Genomic DNA, 16,299 nt, shown 5'->3' with positions numbered 1-16,299 from the left:
GCTCAAAATCTGCACTTCGCTGCCTTGCGGTGCGATGAGTGCACGGCATCGGACTACGCCGACGTTCGCTCTTGGCAGCCTCGGCCAAAATTTGCGTGATGGTGAGAAATGCGGGCTAGAATGTCGGAACCCATGCGGCCTTCGCCGCGCCACGCGATGCATTCATGTCCAGGAAAGCCCCCCCCAATGCCGCCAAACAACTTCCCAAACAACTTCCCCAACAACTGCTGAGCGGCTTGCTAGGATTCTTCTATCCGATCCACTACGGCATCTCGATGGAAACCGAAACGCGCATGCTGCAAGGCAAGGTTTCGCGCCAGCAGGCGGCGGTGATCTGGTTGATCGAATCCACTGTCGGCGACAACGGCTGGATCCGCCGCCGGATCATCGAGCAGCAGTTGCGCAGTTGGTTCGAGTCCAGCAATTCGCATGTTTCGCTGTTGCTTAAGGAACTGGCCAGCCCGCCGCTGTCGCTGATCGTGCAAATGGAAAACCCGCAGTCCGCACGCGAGAAGCTGGTGGCGCTTACGCCGCAGGGCCGTGCGTTCTTCCAGTCGATGTTCAACACCGGCATGGAATTCCTCAGCGAGCGCCTTGCGCACATCAGCGAGGACATGGCGCGCTCGGGCATCAGTTTTTATTCGGCCATCACCTACCGGCCACCTGGTGTCGATGATGCCTTGATCACGCCGGTGCATGCGCCGTCGATCAGCCTGAAGGCAAAAACCGGCAAGCCAACGCGGAAGAAAAAAAGCGGCGCCGGGTGAGATGCGCGCGCGGCGGTGGCACCCGCGCAGCAAGGTGCGCACTTGGGACTCGGAAAAGAGCGTAACGCCCCACGACATCCTGCGCGAAGTCGCAGGATCGCTCTTGCTGTTGAAATGCGATGCTGCGACTCCGTTTCGCTGCGCGCAGCATGACGATGTTGCGGGTTTACGCTTTTCCCGAGTCCCGAGTCAGGAAATTCATTTCAAGCATGACAAAGGGGTGAAAGCCTCGTCAGAACGCTGAGAAACCAGCGGTCCGTGTGGGAGCGGGCTTGCCCACGCCAAGCCTCTGCGCGCCAAGCCATCGAGATGACGGACCCTCGGCGGCCATCGCCCGGCACGGCCTTTCAACGGCCGTTGAATTCCGGTTTCTTCTTGCCGACGACCGCCTGGATCGCGTTCCATGAATCCTCGGTGCGCGCGCAGTCGGCGATCGCGCGCGCTTCGAGTTCGAGTTGCGCTTCCAGCGGCGTGTCCGCGCTCGACAGCAGCAGCCGCTTGATCTCGCCGAAGGTGCGCGTCGGCCCCTGCGCGAGCCGCGCCGCCAGCGCCAGCGCCTCCGCTTCGAGCTGCTCGTCCTCGACCACGCGCGATACCAGTCCGTAGCGCTGCGCTTCGTCGGCGGTCCACGTTTCGTTGAGCAGCACGAAGTCCGCCGCCTTGCGCGTGCCGACGCGGCGCGGGAAATAGTACGTGCCGCCGGAATCGCTGACGAAACCGATCGCGCTGAATGCGGCGTAGAACTTCGCCGACCTCGCTGCGATCGCGAAGTCCGCCATCGCCGTCAGCGAGACCGAGCCGCCGGTCGCCAGCGCGTGGATGGCGATCACCACCGGCGCGTCGCTGCGGGCGAAGCGCGACACCGCCATGTGCAGGTCGGCGGTTGCCTGCTTGAGCCGGCGCGGCAGCAGTTCGCGGTCGCTGCAGAGCCACTTGAGGTCGGCGCCGACACTGAACCAGCGGCCCTGCGCGCGGATCAGCACCGCGCGCACCGCCGGGTTCTCGTCGCATTCGATCGCGACCTCGCACAGTTCGGAACAGAACTGCTGGTCGAACGGGTTGCCGCGCTCCGGCTGCACGAAGGTGACGTGGCCGACGCCTTCGACGACGTCGAGTTGGACTGCGCGCTGGCTCATCGCATGACCCCTTTTTTCTATCGTGGAAAGTACCGCGTCAATCCGCGGCGAAGCGTTTGCGCAACACGAGTTTGTCGACCTTGCCGTTCGGGTTGCGCGGCATCGCGTCGATCAATTGCAGTTCGCGCGGGAGCTTGTAGCGCGCCAGTCGCGCTTCGGCGAAGTCGCGCAGCGTGTCGAGATCGAGCGCCTCGCCCGCCTTGAGCACGACCACCGCGACGACGCGCTCGCCCCAGCGGTCATCCGGCGCGCCGATCACGGCGACTTCGGCGACCGCCGGATGCGCGTAGACCACGCTTTCGACCTCGGCCGGATAGACGTTCTCGCCGCCGCTGATGATCATGTCCTTGAGACGGTCGCAGATGTGGAAGAAACCCTCCTCGTCGAAATACGCGACATCTCCGGTACGGAACCAGCCGTCCTCGTCGCGCGCCTGCGCGCTCGCTTCGGGCAGTTTCCAATACCCCTGGATGACGTTGCCGCCGCGCGCACGAATCTCGCCCGGCACGTTCGGCTCGGTGATCGGCCGGCCGTCGAAGCCGCGCAGGCGCACCTCGTTGAGCAGGCCGGCGCGGCCGCAGGAGCCGAGCTTGGCGATCGCGCGGTCGGTTTCGAGGAAGGTCAGGCCCGCGGTTGCCTCGGTCTGGCCGTAGCACTGACTGACCGGGATGTTGCGCTCGCCGTAGAGGCGCAGCAGCGGCTCCGGCACCGGCGCGCCGCCGGCGATGATCAGGCGCAGGCTCGACAGGTCGGCGCGCGCGAAATACTCGTGCTGGCTGATGAACAGCATCATCGCCGGCACGCCGAAGCTCACCGTCACCTTGAATTCCTCGACCGCGTGCAGGAACGCGAGCGCGTCGAATGCGCGCTGCAGCACGACGTGGCCGCCGGCGAACAACGTCGGGAACAACACGACGCACAATCCGCCGACGTGGAACATCGGCGCCATCGCCAGGGTGACGTCGCGCGAAGTGAAGTCCGAGGTCAAGAGCCAGTTGAGATTGTTCGTCCACACGTTGCCGTTGCTCAGCATCGCGCCCTTGGGCCGGCCGGTGGTGCCGGAGGTGTAGATCAGCAGCACCACGTCTTCCGGCGCGCCGTTCACGGCCGGCGGCGCCTCGCGCGGAATCTCGAGCGCGACGGCGAGATCCTCCCAGCCGGCGCCGGCGCCCGGTTCGGTCGCGAGATAGCGCCGGCAGCTCAGCCTCGGGCGCAACTCGTCGATCAGCGCGACGTGGTGCGCATCGACCAGCAGCGTGTGGATGTCGGCGTCGCCGATGATGTACTCGAGCTCGGGGCCGGCGAGCCGGTAGTTCAGCGGCACCAGCATCGCGCCGAGCCGCGCCGCTGCGAACAGCGCGGCCAGTTGCAGCGGATGGTTGAAGCCGAGGTAGCCGACGCGATCGCCTTTCGCGACGCCGCCGGCCGCGAGTTCCGCCGATAGCCGCTCGGCGCGCGACTGCAATTCGCCATAGCTCCAGGTACGGCCCTCGAAGCTGACCGCCGGCCGTTCCGGGCCGCGGCGGGCGCGGCGGCGGAAGCTCTCGGCCAGCCCGGCCGGATCGCAGTCGCTGATGTCCACGATACCCATCGTCGAAGATCAATGCACCTGCACTTCGTCGACGAACGCGCGCGCGCCGGCGAAGTAGGCTTCTTCGAGCAGCGCCGGGCTTTCGGAGCGCAGCGTGGCGAGGATGTCCTCGTGCGGCACGCCATCGTAATGCCCGCGGTCGCGCACGTATTCCATGTGCTTGCGGCCACTGTCGAACGCATGGAACACCGAATCATGGCGGCCATCGAATTCGAGCGGCTCGATCCGCACCCGTCGGCACAGGTCCGAGTCGAACGCGGGCGTCGCCTTGACCCAGCGGCCGTCGAGGTGCAGTTCCGCGTAACAGTGCCAGCGGAACACGCTGCCGTTGTTGGCTTCGATCAGGCGGCGCGAGGCGAGATGATTGCGCACGTCGGCGAACCCGAGACGACCGGGGATGCCGAGCGAACGAGCAGCGGCAACGAGCAGGGCCGCCTTCGGGATGCAGTAGCCGCGGCCGCGTTCGAGCGCGCGCAACGCCGAGCACGACTGCGGATTCGCGAAGCGGTCGTATGGGTCGTAGACGATGCCGTCGCGCACGGCGCGGTAGAGATGAATGGCCCGCGCGACGTCGTCCGTGGCGCCGCCGGCGACGTCGTTCGCGAACGCGACGATGGCCGGCGCGTCGCTCTCCACGCAGCGCGTCGGCAGAAGCTGTTCTTTTTCGATCATGGCGATCCGCAGCGTCGCAAAGCGCATGAGTGCAATATGGTAATCATCTTTACCATTCGCATCCATACTTTTTTTACTTGCCGACGAATCGAACGGCGTACCGTCCGGTTTACCGGGCCCAGCCCTCGTTCACGGCGTCACGACAGGAATCACCCTGCGCCCATGTCGCCGGTAGATGTGGAAATCGCCGTCGAGCGTAAGCACGCGCGCGGGATCGAACAGTTCCGACATGCGGATCAGGCAGGCGTCGGCGAGCGAGGCCGGCACGTTGTCGTAACGCTCGAACAGCGCACGCACGGTGGCGATTTCCTCATCCAGCGACATGGCGATCTTCACCACGCCGCGCTCGATCAACTGCAGCGCCTTGGCCGGGTCGAATCCGCCGCGCGCGAGCAGAAAGCAGGTTTCCGCGACGACCGCCTCGCAGGTGAGTAGCGGCTGCTCGGTGACGGCGAATTGCGCCTTGGCCCAAGAGTGGTGTTTTTCGTCGCGGCAGTGCAGTGCGACCCACGGGCCGGTGTCGAGAATGAGTCGAACCGGGCTTGCCAAGCGCTACACCTTGCCGAAGCCGGCCATGTGCCTGGGGTTGGACGCCAAATCCTTCGGCCCGCCCTCGAAGCAACCGACCAGGTCGCCCGCCTTGTCCAGCACCGAGACGAACGGCGTGCCCGATTTGCGTTGTGCGAGATAGGCTTCCAGCGCGCGCCGTACCAGCGCGGATTTGCTGATGCGTTCCTGCGCGCTGGCGCTGGCGATTGCGTCGTCGAGGTCGCCAGGGAGCTTGATGGTCAAGGCATTCATGAATGCGATATTACGGGCAGGCCATCGGTATTACAACCCGATCAGCCCGCCGCGCGCTGCGGCATTGCGGCGGGCTGTGCCCCGCCCCGCTGCCCGAGCAGATCCAGCGCGACGTCGACGATCATGTCCTCCTGCCCGCCGACCATGCGGCGCCGGCCCAGTTCGACGAGGATGTCCACCGTCTTGAGATCGTACTTTTTCGCCGCCGCCTCGGCGTGGCGCAGGAAGCTCGAATACACGCCGGCATAGCCGAGCGCGAGCGTCTCGCGGTCGACGCGCACCGGGCGGTCCTGCAGCGGGCGCACGATGTCGTCGGCCGCGTCCATCAACTTGTACAGGTCGGTGCCGTGGTTCCAGCCCATGCGCGCCGCCGCGGCGATGAACACTTCGAGCGGCGCGTTGCCCGCGCCCGCGCCCATGCCGGCCAGGCTCGCATCGACGCGGTCGCAGCCGTTCTCGACCGCGACGATGCTGTTGGCGACACCCAGACTCAGGTTGTGGTGCGCGTGCATGCCGGTTTCGGTCTCAGGCTTGAGCACGTCCTTGAACGCGCGGAAGCGGTCGCGCACGTCGTTCATGTTGAGCGCGCCGCCGGAATCGACCACGTAGCAGCAGGTCGCGCCGTAGCTCTCCATCAATTTCGCCTGCTGCGCCAGCGCCTGCGGCGTGGTCATGTGGCTCATCATCAGGAAACCCACCGTGTCCATGCCGAGTTTGCGCGCGTATTCGATGTGTTGCCTGGAGATGTCTGCCTCGGTGCAGTGCGTGGCGATGCGCACGATGCGCGCGCCGGCGTCGTGGGCGGCCTTCAAGTCGTGCACCGTGCCGATGCCGGGCAGCAGCAACGTGGCGATCTTCGCGTGCTTGACCACACTCGCGACCGCCTCGATCCATTCGAGGTCGGTGTGCGCGCCGAAGCCGTAGTTGAAGCTGCCGCCCTGCAGGCCGTCGCCGTGCGCGACCTCAATCGAATCGACTTTCGCCTCGTCGAGCGCCTTCGCGATCCGTTTCGCGTTCTCGACGCTGTACTGATGGCGGATCGCATGGCTGCCGTCGCGCAGCGTCACGTCGGAGATGTATACCTTCTTGTTCATAGATTTCTCCTTCAGGCCGCTTTCGCCAACAGCATGCGCTCGGCCATGCGTTCCGCCGTGCGCAACGCGGCGCTGGTCATGATGTCGAGGTTGCCGGCGTAGGCCGGCAGGTAGTGCGCCGCGCCCTCGACTTCGAGGAAGATCGAGGTCTTCAGGCCCGTGATGGCGTCGGCGACGCCGGGAATGCGGATGGGCTTTTCGATACGGTCGAACTGCACCGCCTGTTTCAGGCGATAGCCCAGCACGTAGGTCTGCACGGCTTCGACCATTGCCGCGACCGAGGCGGCGATCGCGGCCTCGTCGGCGAAGTCGGACAGCGTGTAGACCGTGTCGCGCATGATCAGCGGCGGCTCGGCGGGGTTGAGCACGATGATGGCCTTGCCCTTCGCCGCGCCGCCGATCTGTTCGATCGCCTTCGCCGTGGTCTCGGTGAATTCGTCGATGTTCGCGCGCGTGCCGGGGCCGGCCGACTTGCTCGCGATCGAGGCGACGATCTCAGCGTAATGGACCCTCGCCACCGCCGACACGGCCGCGACCATCGGGATCGTCGCCTGCCCGCCGCAGGTCACCATGTTGACGTTCGCAGCGTCCAGGTGCGCCTCGCCGTTGACGACCGGGATGCAGTACGGGCCGATCGCCGCGGGCGTGAGGTCGATCAGGCGGATGCCGGGTTTCTTCTCGCGCAGGAAGGCGTCGTTGCCCACATGCGCGCCCGCACTGGTCGCGTCGAACACGAGGTCGATGTCGCGGAACGCAGGCAGGCGCGCAAGCCCTTCGACGCCTTCGTGCGTGGCCGCCACGCCCAGGCGCTGCGCGCGCGCGAGGCCGTCCGAGGCCGCATCGATGCCGACCAGCGCGCCCATCTCGACGTGCTGGCCGTGGCGCAGGATTTTCATCATCAGGTCGGTGCCGATGTTGCCGCTGCCGATGATCGCGGCCTTGAGTTTGGCGGTCATGTCTTTCTCTCCTTCAGGCAAAGACGGCGTGTACCGGGGCGAAGCCCTCGATGTTCGCGGTGAAGACGTGGCCGGACTGCGCCGCGGCCATCGGCCCGAGCGCGCCGGTCAGCACGATGTCGCCGGCGCGCAGCGGCGTGCCGGTGCGGACCAGCGTGTCGGCGAGCCAGCGCGCGGCGTTGAGCGGATTGCCGAGGCAGGCCGCGCCGATGCCTTCGGACACGACATCGTCGCCGCGCGTCATGCGCATGCGCGCGCCGGCGAGGTCCAGCCGCGAAAGCGGCACGGGCTGCGTGCCGAGCACGAACATGCCGGACGAGGCGTTGTCCGCCACGGTGTCGACGAAGCGGATGTTCCAGCCCTCGATGCGGCTGGCGACGACTTCGATCGCGGCCAGCGCGTACGCCGTCGCGCCGATCAGGTCGGCGACCGTATGGCGCTCGAACGCGAGGTCGCGATCGAGCACCAGGGCGATTTCGGCTTCGGCCTTCGGTTGCAGCAGCGACGAGGTGTCGATGGGCTGCCCGTCGGCGACGGCCATGTCGTCGAGCAGCGTGCCGAAATCCGGGCGGTCGACGCCGAGTTGCTTCTGCACTGCGAGTGAGGTCAGGCCGATCTTGCGGCCGACCACTCGCCGCCCCGCCGCGAGTTGCCGCCGCACGTTGATCTGCTGGATCGCGTAGGCGCGCCGCTCCTGTTCGTCCGCCGGCACGCCGAAAAAAAGTTCTCGGATCGGCCCGCAGGGATGGCGCGACGCCTGCGCGTCCCACAGGCGCCGCGCGATGTCGTTGTCGTCGGTTTGCGCGCTCATCCGATGCCGCCCGTCCTGAAGAACTGCGTCGCGACCGCGTTGAACTCGTCGATCGCCTCGTACTGCGGCCAGTGCGCCGAGTTGCCCTTGACGAAATACAGGATGCTTCCGGGCACTTTCTCGTGTGCGGCCTTGACCGAATCGGTATCGTGGATCGGATTATCGTGGGTCCACAGGAACAGCGTCCCCTGCGGCAGCTTGTCGAGCGGAATCAGGAATTCGTCGTGGCGTGCGAGGATGTCGTTCAACCTCGGCAACACGGCGCGGCTCTCGGGGCGCAGGTAGATGCCGAGCCGCAGGTTGATGAGCTCGTCGTCGACGAGGTGGCGATTGGCCGGGTGCATCAGCCATTCCAGGCGCGCCTTCACCGACTCGTAGCTGGGCGTATTGTCGATGTTGCGCTTGTTCAAAGCAATGAAGTTCTGCAAATCCTGCTTGCCTTTTTCGGTGACGATCGGAATACCGCCCGCCGTATTGAGCATCACGCGATCGACGCGCTCGGGGTGCATTGCGGCGAAATGTCCCGACACCCACCCGCCGAGCGACTCGCCGGAAAGATGCGCCTTCTTGATGCCGAGCGCATCCATCAACTCGCCCAGTTGTTCGGCCAGCATGACCGGCGTGTATTCGATCAACGGCTTGCTCGACAGCCCGTGCCCGACGTAGTCGAAGGCGACGACGTGGAAATCCTTCGACAGCGGCACGAGGTTCTTCGCGTAGGCTTCGAGATGGCCGTTGATGCCGTGCAGGAAAATGATCGTGTCCGCATTGCCCTTGCCCGCCTCAGCGACGCGGATCGTGCCGAAGCTTCGGGTCGAGACGAAACGGACTTCGGTCCCCAGCATGTCCAGCCACAAACTCATGGGATTCTCCTCGGGATGAAAAATATGGCAGCGCCTCCCGCGCGTGGCGCAGGATGAACGAGTCGATGCGGATAGGAACCGAACGCGCCGATGGATGGTTGGTTCAGCGGTTCGCCTGCGAGCGTGCCGATTTGACGGATATGGCTTGAATGGCGGAGGGCGTGTCTTGCAGGACCTTGGCGATGTGCGCCAGCGCCAATTCGCGCCAGTAGGACGCTGTGAATTCCATGTAGTTCGGATCGGCACGCAGGAACTGGCGCATCACCATGCCGCGGAACACGCTCTGCGTGATGAACAGCAGACCGCGCGCTTCCTTCTCGGGCAATCCCGTACGCAGCAACGCGGCCAGCCACTCCTGCTCGATCGGCAAACGATGATGACGCGAGAGAGAGCGCACTTGCCGACGCAACTGCGGCACGTCGTCGCCGACGCCAAGCATCGTGACCGCAATGGCGAAGTTCTTGCCGAGGTAAAACGCTTCCGAGTCCTGCATCAGCACATCGAGCACCTGGTACACATTCGATGTCGGCCCAAGCGATTTCAGCAGCGCGGTGCTGCGCGCGTGCGAGTTCTCGTAGATACGCTTGAGCGCGGCGATGACGAGGCTTTCCTTGGTAGGAAAGTGGTGGGTCAAGGCACCCTTGGAAACGTCCGCGACGCGCACGATCTCGTTGACCCGGAACCCCGCGTAGCCCTTCGCGCGCAGTTCGCCAACGGCCGCTTCGAGAATGCGCGATGTCGTTTCTTCGCGGCGTTCCGCCTGAGTGCGTCGCGTGCGCGGTTTGGGTGTGGGCGTCATGTTCGTGTTCTGGTTGCGGTGGGGAAACGTTATCCCTGTTCGACGGATGCGCGCAATACGCTGGCATGTCGCGTGCCGACACATGGCAAAGATCGATGTTGGCTACCGCCACGTTCACAACGTTCCCCACGTCGGCGCGGGAAATTGCACCTCGCCGGCGATGGCTTCTTCGTCGCCGCCGGCAAGGTAGTCCCAAAGCCGCTCGAACACCTGGCCGGCGCTGATCTGGCGTTGCGCGATTTCCTCGCTCGACAGCAAGCCCGCATTGATGGCGTCCGCCGTCGCGATGGCGCGCACCTGCTGTTCGATACGTGCGGCATCTTCCAGGCACCACGCGAAGCACGCCGCCATTTCGATACTGCCGCCCACCGTCACCGCGCCGTTCGCGCGCATGATCAGCGACGGCGCATCGCCCAACTGCGCGGCCAATTCGGCGGCAAGGCCGTCGTCACGCAACAGGCGCACGTCATCCCGGAACCGGCACGCGGCATTGAAGGCGCCGACGCCGTGGCGCGGACGCGGCACAAGCCGCAGCGTGGACAGCGCGACCGTGGCGGGCGGAAACACCCGGCACACGCCGCCGACGTCGGGACGACGTTGGTAGATTTGCTGGTGGATGCGCACTTCGCCGAGCACGCCCGGCGGCAGAGGCTGATCGACAGGCACGATCGTCCCCGCCTCGCCGATGCCGATGCGGCCCATCGGCCGCGCCGCGCAGACGAGGAAACGTCCGGCGTCGAGGCGCGCGCTGCAATGTCCCCACGCGCCGACGAGGCCGTGGCACGCCAGCGCGCGCGCCGCGACTCGCACGCGGCGATCGAGGACATCGAAGTCTTGGGCGGCCGCGTGCGTCATTCCAGGCCCGCCACGTCGATCCAGACGCGGTCGCCCTCGATGCGCACCGGCCACGTGCGGATCGCCTTCTCGCAGGGCATCGCGCAGGGCTCGCCCGAGCGCACGTCGAAGCGCCCGAAATGCCAACTGCATTCGACCTGGTAGCCGTCGAGCATGCCGTCTTCCGAAAGCGAGGCCTCGCCGTGGGTGCACACGTCGTCGCTGACGTAGAACTCGCCGTCGACGTTGTAGATGGCCACGACGTGCCCGCCGGGAAGTTCGCGGCGGCCGATCTCGCCCGCCGCGACATCCGCCGTGGCGCACAGATCGAAGGGTTCGCCCATGGTGCCGCTCACTGTCTTGTCCTCATGGCATCGCGCTGCCGCCGTTGACGCTGATCGTCTGGCCGGTGACGAAGGCCGCTTCCGGCTGCGCGAGGTAGGCGACCATCGAGGCGACTTCCCCGACGCTCGCGGCGCGGCCGATCGGAATGACGTCGATGAAGCGCTCCGCCAGCTTCGGGTCGAGCTGGATGAAATGTTCGAGTTGCGGCGTCGCCACCGCGCAAGGCGCCACCGTGTTGAATGTGACGCCGTCGCGGGCGAACTCGCGCGCAAGGCCCGTCGTCAGCGCATGCACGCCGCCCTTGGCGGCGTTGTATCCGGCATGGTCCACGAGGCCGGTGCGCACCGAGTCCGCACCGATGTTGATGATGCGCCCGTACCGAGCCGCGAGCATGTCCGGCAGGAAGGCGCGTGTGCACCACAGCACGGTCCACAGGTTGCGATCGAGTGTGGCGCGCAGGGTTTCGGGTGTGTGCTTGAGGAATGGCAAGATCACGCCACCGCCGGCACAATTCACGAGAATCTGCGCCGCCCCGAACTGGTTCACAGCGGTAACGTACAAGGCATTTGCAACTGCTTCTTGCGCAAGGTCGCCGGTATGCATCGCGACCTCCGCGTTATAGTCGTCCTTCAGGCGCACCTTGGCGGTCTCGAGTTTGTCCGCCGCGAGGTCCGCGAGGACGAGACGAGCCCCCAAAGACGCTAGGCGCTCGGCGATGGCGAAGCCGATACCCTGTGCGGCGCCGGTCACGACCGCGACTTGGCCCTTGATGTTGCTCGTTGTGGCGGATTCTGCGTTCAAGCCGCCACCTGCTCTGTCTGAGGCATCGCGGTACCGGCGCCTTCGATCGGGCCGCTGCGGCCAAACAGCGGATCGGGCACCGCGCCCCACACGTCCAGCGATTCGGGCACCGCTTCCATGCGCCGTGGCGTGCGTGCGCCCTCTTCCGGAAACTCCTCCATGCCGAAGCTGTATTCGACCGTGATGCCGTCGGGGTCGAGGAAGTATAGAAATACACTATTGGACGGCGGATGGCGGCCCGGCCCGAAGACGATCTTGATGTCGTGCTTCTTGACGCGATAGAGCGCTTTGCCGATGTCGTCCATGTCCGTCACCATGAAATTGACGTGGTGGAGCTGGCTGACACTGGCGGGGCCGACCGCGAAAGTATGGTGAAACGGGTTGGGATGGCAGCGCATGAACGCGATACGGTCCTCGATGAAGTCGGAGATGCGGAAGCCGAAGTCGCGCACTAGCGCTTCGCGCGTGCCTTGAAAATCCGCACTGCTGATGACGACGTGGCCGAGGCGCGCGATGTTCGCGACGGTGGGCACGAACGGCCTGGCCTGGAATGTCGCGCCGGCGAACAGCTCGAACAGCAATCCGCTGTGCCGTTCGCGCACGCGGAATCCCGGCCCTTGCCTGAGCGCCGCGGTTTCCTTCTTCGGCACCATCGCGGGGTTCATCCCCAATGCCTGGAAATGCGCGAACGCCGCCTCGACGTCGCCTTCGGTTTCCAGCTCGAACGCGACGCGCTTGAGTCCGTGCGTCGGCGACTGGCAGAGCACGATGTTGTGGTGGTCGCGGCTGCAACGCAGATAAGCCACGTCAGGCTGCCGTTCGACGAGATCCAGGCCCATGATGTCGCGGTAGAAGGCGACCGAGCGTTCGAGATCGGTCACGTTCAACGCCGCGTAGGCGATCTTGCGATAGCGAAAAGGAAAATTCTTCATGGCATCACCTTCGGATTGTCCGCCTGCCCGGTTCAGAGCAGGATGCTGACGCGGCCGTGCGGGCGCAGCGCTTCGAGATCGAGGAATACGCGCTTCTCGGCGATGCGCAGTACGCCGTCGACGCGGCGCAGGCGGTAGCGCGTGCTGCCGATGTAGGCATCCGTGTTGCCGTTCTTCATACGCCAGGTCGCGAAGGCCACGGTGGCGACGATCGTTTCGCCAGTGCTCTCGAGAACGCGCACGTTGCCGACGAGGTGGCGCGTGCGCGAGCGCGGATACTCCGCGTGCGCTGTTTTCTTCAAGAGGCGGATCACGCGCTCCCTCAGGCGCACGTGGTCGTCGGCGATGTAGAACAGGCTGCTGTCCGCGCTCGCGTCGCGCGGCAGGTCCGTCGACGGCACGTAGTAGGCGCCATCGTCGGTGAACAGCGCCAGCCATTCGCTCAACTTCCAACTGTCGAGCAAATCGGCTTCGGCGAAGAGCAGATCCTCGACTTCGAGCCGGGCGGTCGGATTCGGGACAGCGGGCAGTTCCGGCGAGGACGCGCTCGCGAGCGATGCAGCATTGGCACTCATGATCGTCTCCTTTCGACTACGCGGCGGCGCGCGACGCGGGCGACGGCACGCCGCGCACCGCAGGCTCCGGGGCGCCGCCCGTGATCTGCTCGTTCCAGCGCGTCCAGAACGCGCGCATTTGCAACTCGTCGTCGTAGTTCGGCGCAGGGTTGCCCATGCCCTTGGAGATGTCGCTGTACGGCACGGCCTTGTAGTTGCTGAAGCCGTTCTGGCAGGACTCGAGCGCCTCCACGTCGTCCGGCGTTGCAAACCCGCCGGGGCCGAGAAACTCCAGGAAGTTGCTGAGGCGGTATTTGCGCGCCCATTCGGATTCCTCGTTCGGCGCGAGCGACCAGCCGTTCACGAGCATGTAGTCCGGCGCGACCGGATGGAACGTGCGCACGGTGATCGCCATGATGTCGTTGATGACGAGGTTGGGATAGATCAGCATGTTGCGGTTGCTGTGCGCCATGCGCTCGGCCATGCCCTTGCCGTGGCGCTCGACGAGGCGGTTGTAGATCTGCTCGATCTCGGCCTTGCCCTGCTCGCCCCACAGTGGAATCCACGAGGCGATCGGCCGGCCCCACGGCGCGCGATATTCGAGCACGGCGTGGCCGTTGCCGAGGTCGCGGCTCTTGCCTTCGAGCTTCACGCTCGACAGGCTGCCGTTGGTGTTCTTGAGATAGTCCAGATAACTCGCGTGCGTGCTGACGGCGTGGTAGCCGTCGATGCTGTTCTCGACGAGCAGCTTCCAGTTCGCGCGGATCGCGTATTCCTGCTTGCCGCTCGAAATCGACATGCCGCTTTCGGAGTAGTTCGCGACGAGGTCGAGATACTCCTTCGCGCCGGCGAGATATTCTTCCAACGACACGATGTCGCGGTCGTAGCTGACGAAGCAGAACCCGGCATACGAGGCGAAGCGCGGCACCGGCACGAGGTTGCCCTCACCGTGGTCGTTGAAGTGCTCGCCGTAGCTTTCCTTGCCCGGTTGGCTCTTCAGGCGGCCGTCGCAGCCAAACACCCAGCCGTGGTAGAAGCACTGGAAGTTCTTCGAGTTGCCGGCGCTCTCGCGGCACACCGTGGCGCCGCGGTGCGGGCAGGTGTTGAAGAACGCACGCAGCTCGCCGGTCGTGTCCTTCGTCACGAGCAGGTTGCGCCGCGCGATGGTGCGCGCGACGAAGTCGCCGGCCTTCCTGAACTCGGACTCGTGCGCGACGTAGAGCCAGCACTTGTCGAAGATGCGTTCGTATTCGGCGCCGAGCACGTCTGGCCGGACGAAGGCTTCGCGCGCGACGCGGAAGCGGTTCTGCTCCTTGTCGACCAGCACCAGCTTGAGTTCATCGGTCATGCCATGTTCCTCCGGTATTCGTTCCCGTCCTTCGATGCCGCGAGACAATCCCGCAGCGGGACGGATGGATTCGCCAACCGTTGCGGATCGAGTTCGACGCGCTGGCCCAGCCAGCGACGCGCCATCGCCATGTCCTTCGGCGAATTCACGCTGGCCGCTGCCGCGATGCGCCCATCCCGATCGAGCCAGAACAGGCTGAAAGCGCTGCCGTTCGCGTCGCCGCGCGCGACAGGTTCGCCGCCCCGCGCGTCGCCGAGGATCTGCAAATTCGTTTTTCCCTGATCGGACCAGAACCAAGTCGGGCTCGAATACGCCTTGGCCTCGCCGATGAGGTTGCGCGCCGTCGCGATGGCATGGTCCTGCGCATTCGCCCACGTCTCGATGCGCGAAAAACCGCGCACACTCGGCTGAGAGGCGACATCGCCCGTGGCGTAGATCGAATCGATCGCCGTGCGGCCAAATTCGTCGACGCGCACGCCGAATGCGTCGGCGATGTTCAACTCCGCAAACGGTTCGACGTTGGGCAACACTCCGATGCCGACGAGGACGACGTCCGCGGCCAACGAAGTTCCGTCGGACAGTTCGAGCCGGCCATCGAGCGTCCAGCCGCGCGGTTGAACTGCATAGCGGAATTCGACGCCGCTCATGCGATGGCGCCGATCCAGGAACGCCGAAAGGATCGGGTCCACGCTGCGCGCCATCAGGCGTTCGGCGGATTCGACGACGGTGACGCGAATCCCGCGCGATGCCGCCTCCGAGGCGACTTCGAGTCCGATCACTCCGCCGCCGACGATGACGATGGACGACGCCGAATCCAGTTCCGCGCGCAGCCGCGCGGCGTCCTCGAACCGCCGCAGGTAACAGACTCGCGGGTCGCCATCGAGCTGGGGCAGGCGACGCGGTCGCACGCCGCTGGCGATCAGCAGCCGGTCGAACGGCAGGCGGTCTCCGTCGTCCAGTTCGACGCAACGATTCGCCGCATCGACGCGCGCCACGCGGCTGTCGAGCCGCAGTTTCACGCCCGCTTCGTCATACGCGCGCGCATCGCGCAGGCTCTTGATCTGCGGCGCGTCGCGACGAAGCAGGTCCTTGGAAAGCTGCGGCCGCTCGTAGGGCAAGTGCGGTTCTTCGCCGAGCAGCGCGACCTCACCGTCGAAGCCCGCGCGGCGCAATTCGAGCGCGGCGGTGGCGCCGGCCTGGCCCGCGCCGACAACGACGACGCTTCGCACCGGCTCAGCCACGCGCGCGACCCCGCGGGCGGGGCGATTCCCGCAACCGCTTCTCTTGCAGCCATTTCGCATCGGCATGCCGGAACATCGCGTCCTCAATTTATAGACCGTCTGGTCGGTTTGTTTTTCAATGATGGAGCACTGCGCCGTTCCGCGTCAATCATTGCAGCCGGGTATCGTTTGTGCGACGCACAAACGAACGCGCGACGACCCTCGCGGAATCCGGCCGCCGCGGCATCATGCAGGGCGCAATGGCGCAGGCCGCGTGCGTGAGAAAAAGCGGCGCGCGCGATGTGGCGACAGCGAGACCGGCATCACCCGCGCGGGTAGTACCGATAGATCGCCGAACTGCGCGCCACGAGCGAACCGTCGGCGCTGATCAGCGCTTGCGTGAACAGCATCGTCGAGGTGGTCTTCGCGAGCATGACTTCGGCCTGGACCCAGTTCCCCGCGAGCACCGGCGCAAGGTAGTCGATCGACAGGCTGATCGTCGGCGAGTGGACGCGCCCTCCCCTGTTCCGGCCCTTGATCGCTACCACCTGCATGTCGGCAAACGTGGCCATTGCGCCACCATGGCAGGCGCCGAAGGGGTTGAGGTGCAGCGCAGTGACGAAGAACCCAAGGCGGCAGTTCGCTTGATCGACGTAAACGGGGCCAAACCCCGCGCCGAACCCCGTTCCCTGATCGAACGGCTCAAATCCTTCAGGCACATTTTTCGGTTCGTTCATCGCGGTCGTCGCCTCATTCGCACTGGTCATTGTCATAT

19 protein-coding genes are annotated in these 16,299 nt (G+C 65.6%); 1 reads left to right on the top strand and 18 read right to left on the bottom strand.

The annotated features are described in order from the left end of the window. Positions 1–164 precede the first annotated feature (164 nt). Positions 165–767, top strand: coding sequence for a hypothetical protein (locus QM741_RS14530; protein ID WP_415208385.1), 603 nt, complete (start codon positions 165–167; stop codon positions 765–767). Positions 768–1,114: 347 nt separating this feature from the next. Here the strand turns inward: QM741_RS14530 and QM741_RS14525 are convergent, their stop codons facing one another. The 18 genes from QM741_RS14525 to QM741_RS14440 all read right to left on the bottom strand — a co-directional run bounded on the left by QM741_RS14525 (position 1,115) and on the right by QM741_RS14440 (position 16,261). Beyond that, positions 1,115–1,903 carry an enoyl-CoA hydratase/isomerase family protein gene (locus QM741_RS14525; RefSeq protein ID WP_415208384.1) on the bottom strand — a complete coding sequence of 263 codons (789 nt, stop codon included), beginning with the start codon at positions 1,901–1,903 and terminating at the stop codon, positions 1,115–1,117. 37 nt (positions 1,904–1,940) lie between these two features. Beyond that, complete coding sequence (locus tag QM741_RS14520) at positions 1,941–3,485, bottom strand: acyl-CoA synthetase (RefSeq protein WP_415208383.1); 1,545 nt, start codon at positions 3,483–3,485, stop codon at positions 1,941–1,943. Positions 3,486–3,503: 18 nt separating this feature from the next. Next, positions 3,504–4,166 carry a transglutaminase-like domain-containing protein gene (locus QM741_RS14515; RefSeq protein WP_415208382.1) on the bottom strand — a complete coding sequence of 221 codons (663 nt, stop codon included), beginning with the start codon at positions 4,164–4,166 and terminating at the stop codon, positions 3,504–3,506. A gap of 129 nt (positions 4,167–4,295) precedes the next feature. Further along, on the bottom strand, positions 4,296–4,715 hold the full coding sequence (locus QM741_RS14510; protein ID WP_415208381.1) for a type II toxin-antitoxin system VapC family toxin: 420 nt from the start codon (positions 4,713–4,715) through the stop codon (positions 4,296–4,298). Between the two features lie 3 nt (positions 4,716–4,718). Next, positions 4,719–4,958 (bottom strand): CopG family transcriptional regulator, encoded by a 240-nt coding sequence (locus QM741_RS14505; RefSeq protein WP_415208380.1) that lies wholly within the window; start codon positions 4,956–4,958, stop codon positions 4,719–4,721. Between the two features lie 50 nt (positions 4,959–5,008). Further along, positions 5,009–6,061: a 4-hydroxy-2-oxovalerate aldolase gene (dmpG, locus tag QM741_RS14500; protein ID WP_415208379.1), complete on the bottom strand. Its 1,053-nt coding sequence runs from the start codon at positions 6,059–6,061 to the stop codon at positions 5,009–5,011. A gap of 11 nt (positions 6,062–6,072) precedes the next feature. Next, entirely contained in the window at positions 6,073–7,017 is a 945-nt protein-coding gene (locus tag QM741_RS14495) for an acetaldehyde dehydrogenase (acetylating) (RefSeq protein WP_415208378.1), read from the bottom strand. Positions 7,018–7,030: 13 nt separating this feature from the next. After that, complete coding sequence (locus QM741_RS14490) at positions 7,031–7,828, bottom strand: 2-keto-4-pentenoate hydratase (RefSeq protein WP_415208377.1); 798 nt, start codon at positions 7,826–7,828, stop codon at positions 7,031–7,033. Beyond that, positions 7,825–8,691, bottom strand: a complete 867-nt coding sequence (locus tag QM741_RS14485; protein WP_415208376.1) for an alpha/beta fold hydrolase — start codon at positions 8,689–8,691, stop codon at positions 7,825–7,827. The genes QM741_RS14490 and QM741_RS14485 overlap by 4 nt, the downstream gene beginning before the upstream one ends. Before the next feature lie 103 nt (positions 8,692–8,794). Then, complete coding sequence (locus QM741_RS14480; RefSeq protein ID WP_415208375.1) at positions 8,795–9,490, bottom strand: TetR/AcrR family transcriptional regulator; 696 nt, start codon at positions 9,488–9,490, stop codon at positions 8,795–8,797. 114 nt (positions 9,491–9,604) lie between these two features. Further along, on the bottom strand, positions 9,605–10,345 hold the full coding sequence (locus tag QM741_RS14475; protein ID WP_415208374.1) for a class II aldolase/adducin family protein: 741 nt from the start codon (positions 10,343–10,345) through the stop codon (positions 9,605–9,607). Continuing rightward, positions 10,342–10,680, bottom strand: coding sequence for a non-heme iron oxygenase ferredoxin subunit (locus QM741_RS14470; RefSeq protein WP_415208373.1), 339 nt, complete (start codon positions 10,678–10,680; stop codon positions 10,342–10,344). The genes QM741_RS14475 and QM741_RS14470 overlap by 4 nt, the downstream gene beginning before the upstream one ends. A gap of 10 nt (positions 10,681–10,690) precedes the next feature. Further along, complete coding sequence (locus QM741_RS14465; protein WP_415208372.1) at positions 10,691–11,419, bottom strand: SDR family oxidoreductase; 729 nt, start codon at positions 11,417–11,419, stop codon at positions 10,691–10,693. Between the two features lie 47 nt (positions 11,420–11,466). Further along, entirely contained in the window at positions 11,467–12,402 is a 936-nt protein-coding gene (locus QM741_RS14460) for a VOC family protein (protein ID WP_415208371.1), read from the bottom strand. 32 nt (positions 12,403–12,434) lie between these two features. After that, a complete protein-coding gene (locus QM741_RS14455) occupies positions 12,435–12,977 on the bottom strand; it encodes an aromatic-ring-hydroxylating dioxygenase subunit beta (protein WP_415208370.1) in 543 nt (180 codons plus the stop codon). Between the two features lie 16 nt (positions 12,978–12,993). Continuing rightward, positions 12,994–14,304: an aromatic ring-hydroxylating oxygenase subunit alpha gene (locus tag QM741_RS14450; protein ID WP_415208369.1), complete on the bottom strand. Its 1,311-nt coding sequence runs from the start codon at positions 14,302–14,304 to the stop codon at positions 12,994–12,996. After that, positions 14,301–15,533 carry an NAD(P)/FAD-dependent oxidoreductase gene (locus QM741_RS14445; RefSeq protein ID WP_415208368.1) on the bottom strand — a complete coding sequence of 411 codons (1,233 nt, stop codon included), beginning with the start codon at positions 15,531–15,533 and terminating at the stop codon, positions 14,301–14,303. The genes QM741_RS14450 and QM741_RS14445 overlap by 4 nt, the downstream gene beginning before the upstream one ends. Before the next feature lie 314 nt (positions 15,534–15,847). After that, the gene (locus QM741_RS14440; RefSeq protein WP_415208367.1) at positions 15,848–16,261 is read right to left on the bottom strand and encodes a PaaI family thioesterase; all 414 of its coding nucleotides are present in this window, start codon (positions 16,259–16,261) and stop codon (positions 15,848–15,850) included. Positions 16,262–16,299 lie beyond the last annotated feature (38 nt).

It is taken from the genome of Rudaea sp. (assembly GCF_047601565.1).
Classification (GTDB): Bacteria; Pseudomonadota; Gammaproteobacteria; order Xanthomonadales; family Rhodanobacteraceae; genus Rudaea.
Note: the sequence above shows the minus strand (reverse complement) of the source record. Positions and strands in the feature narration are given on the sequence as shown.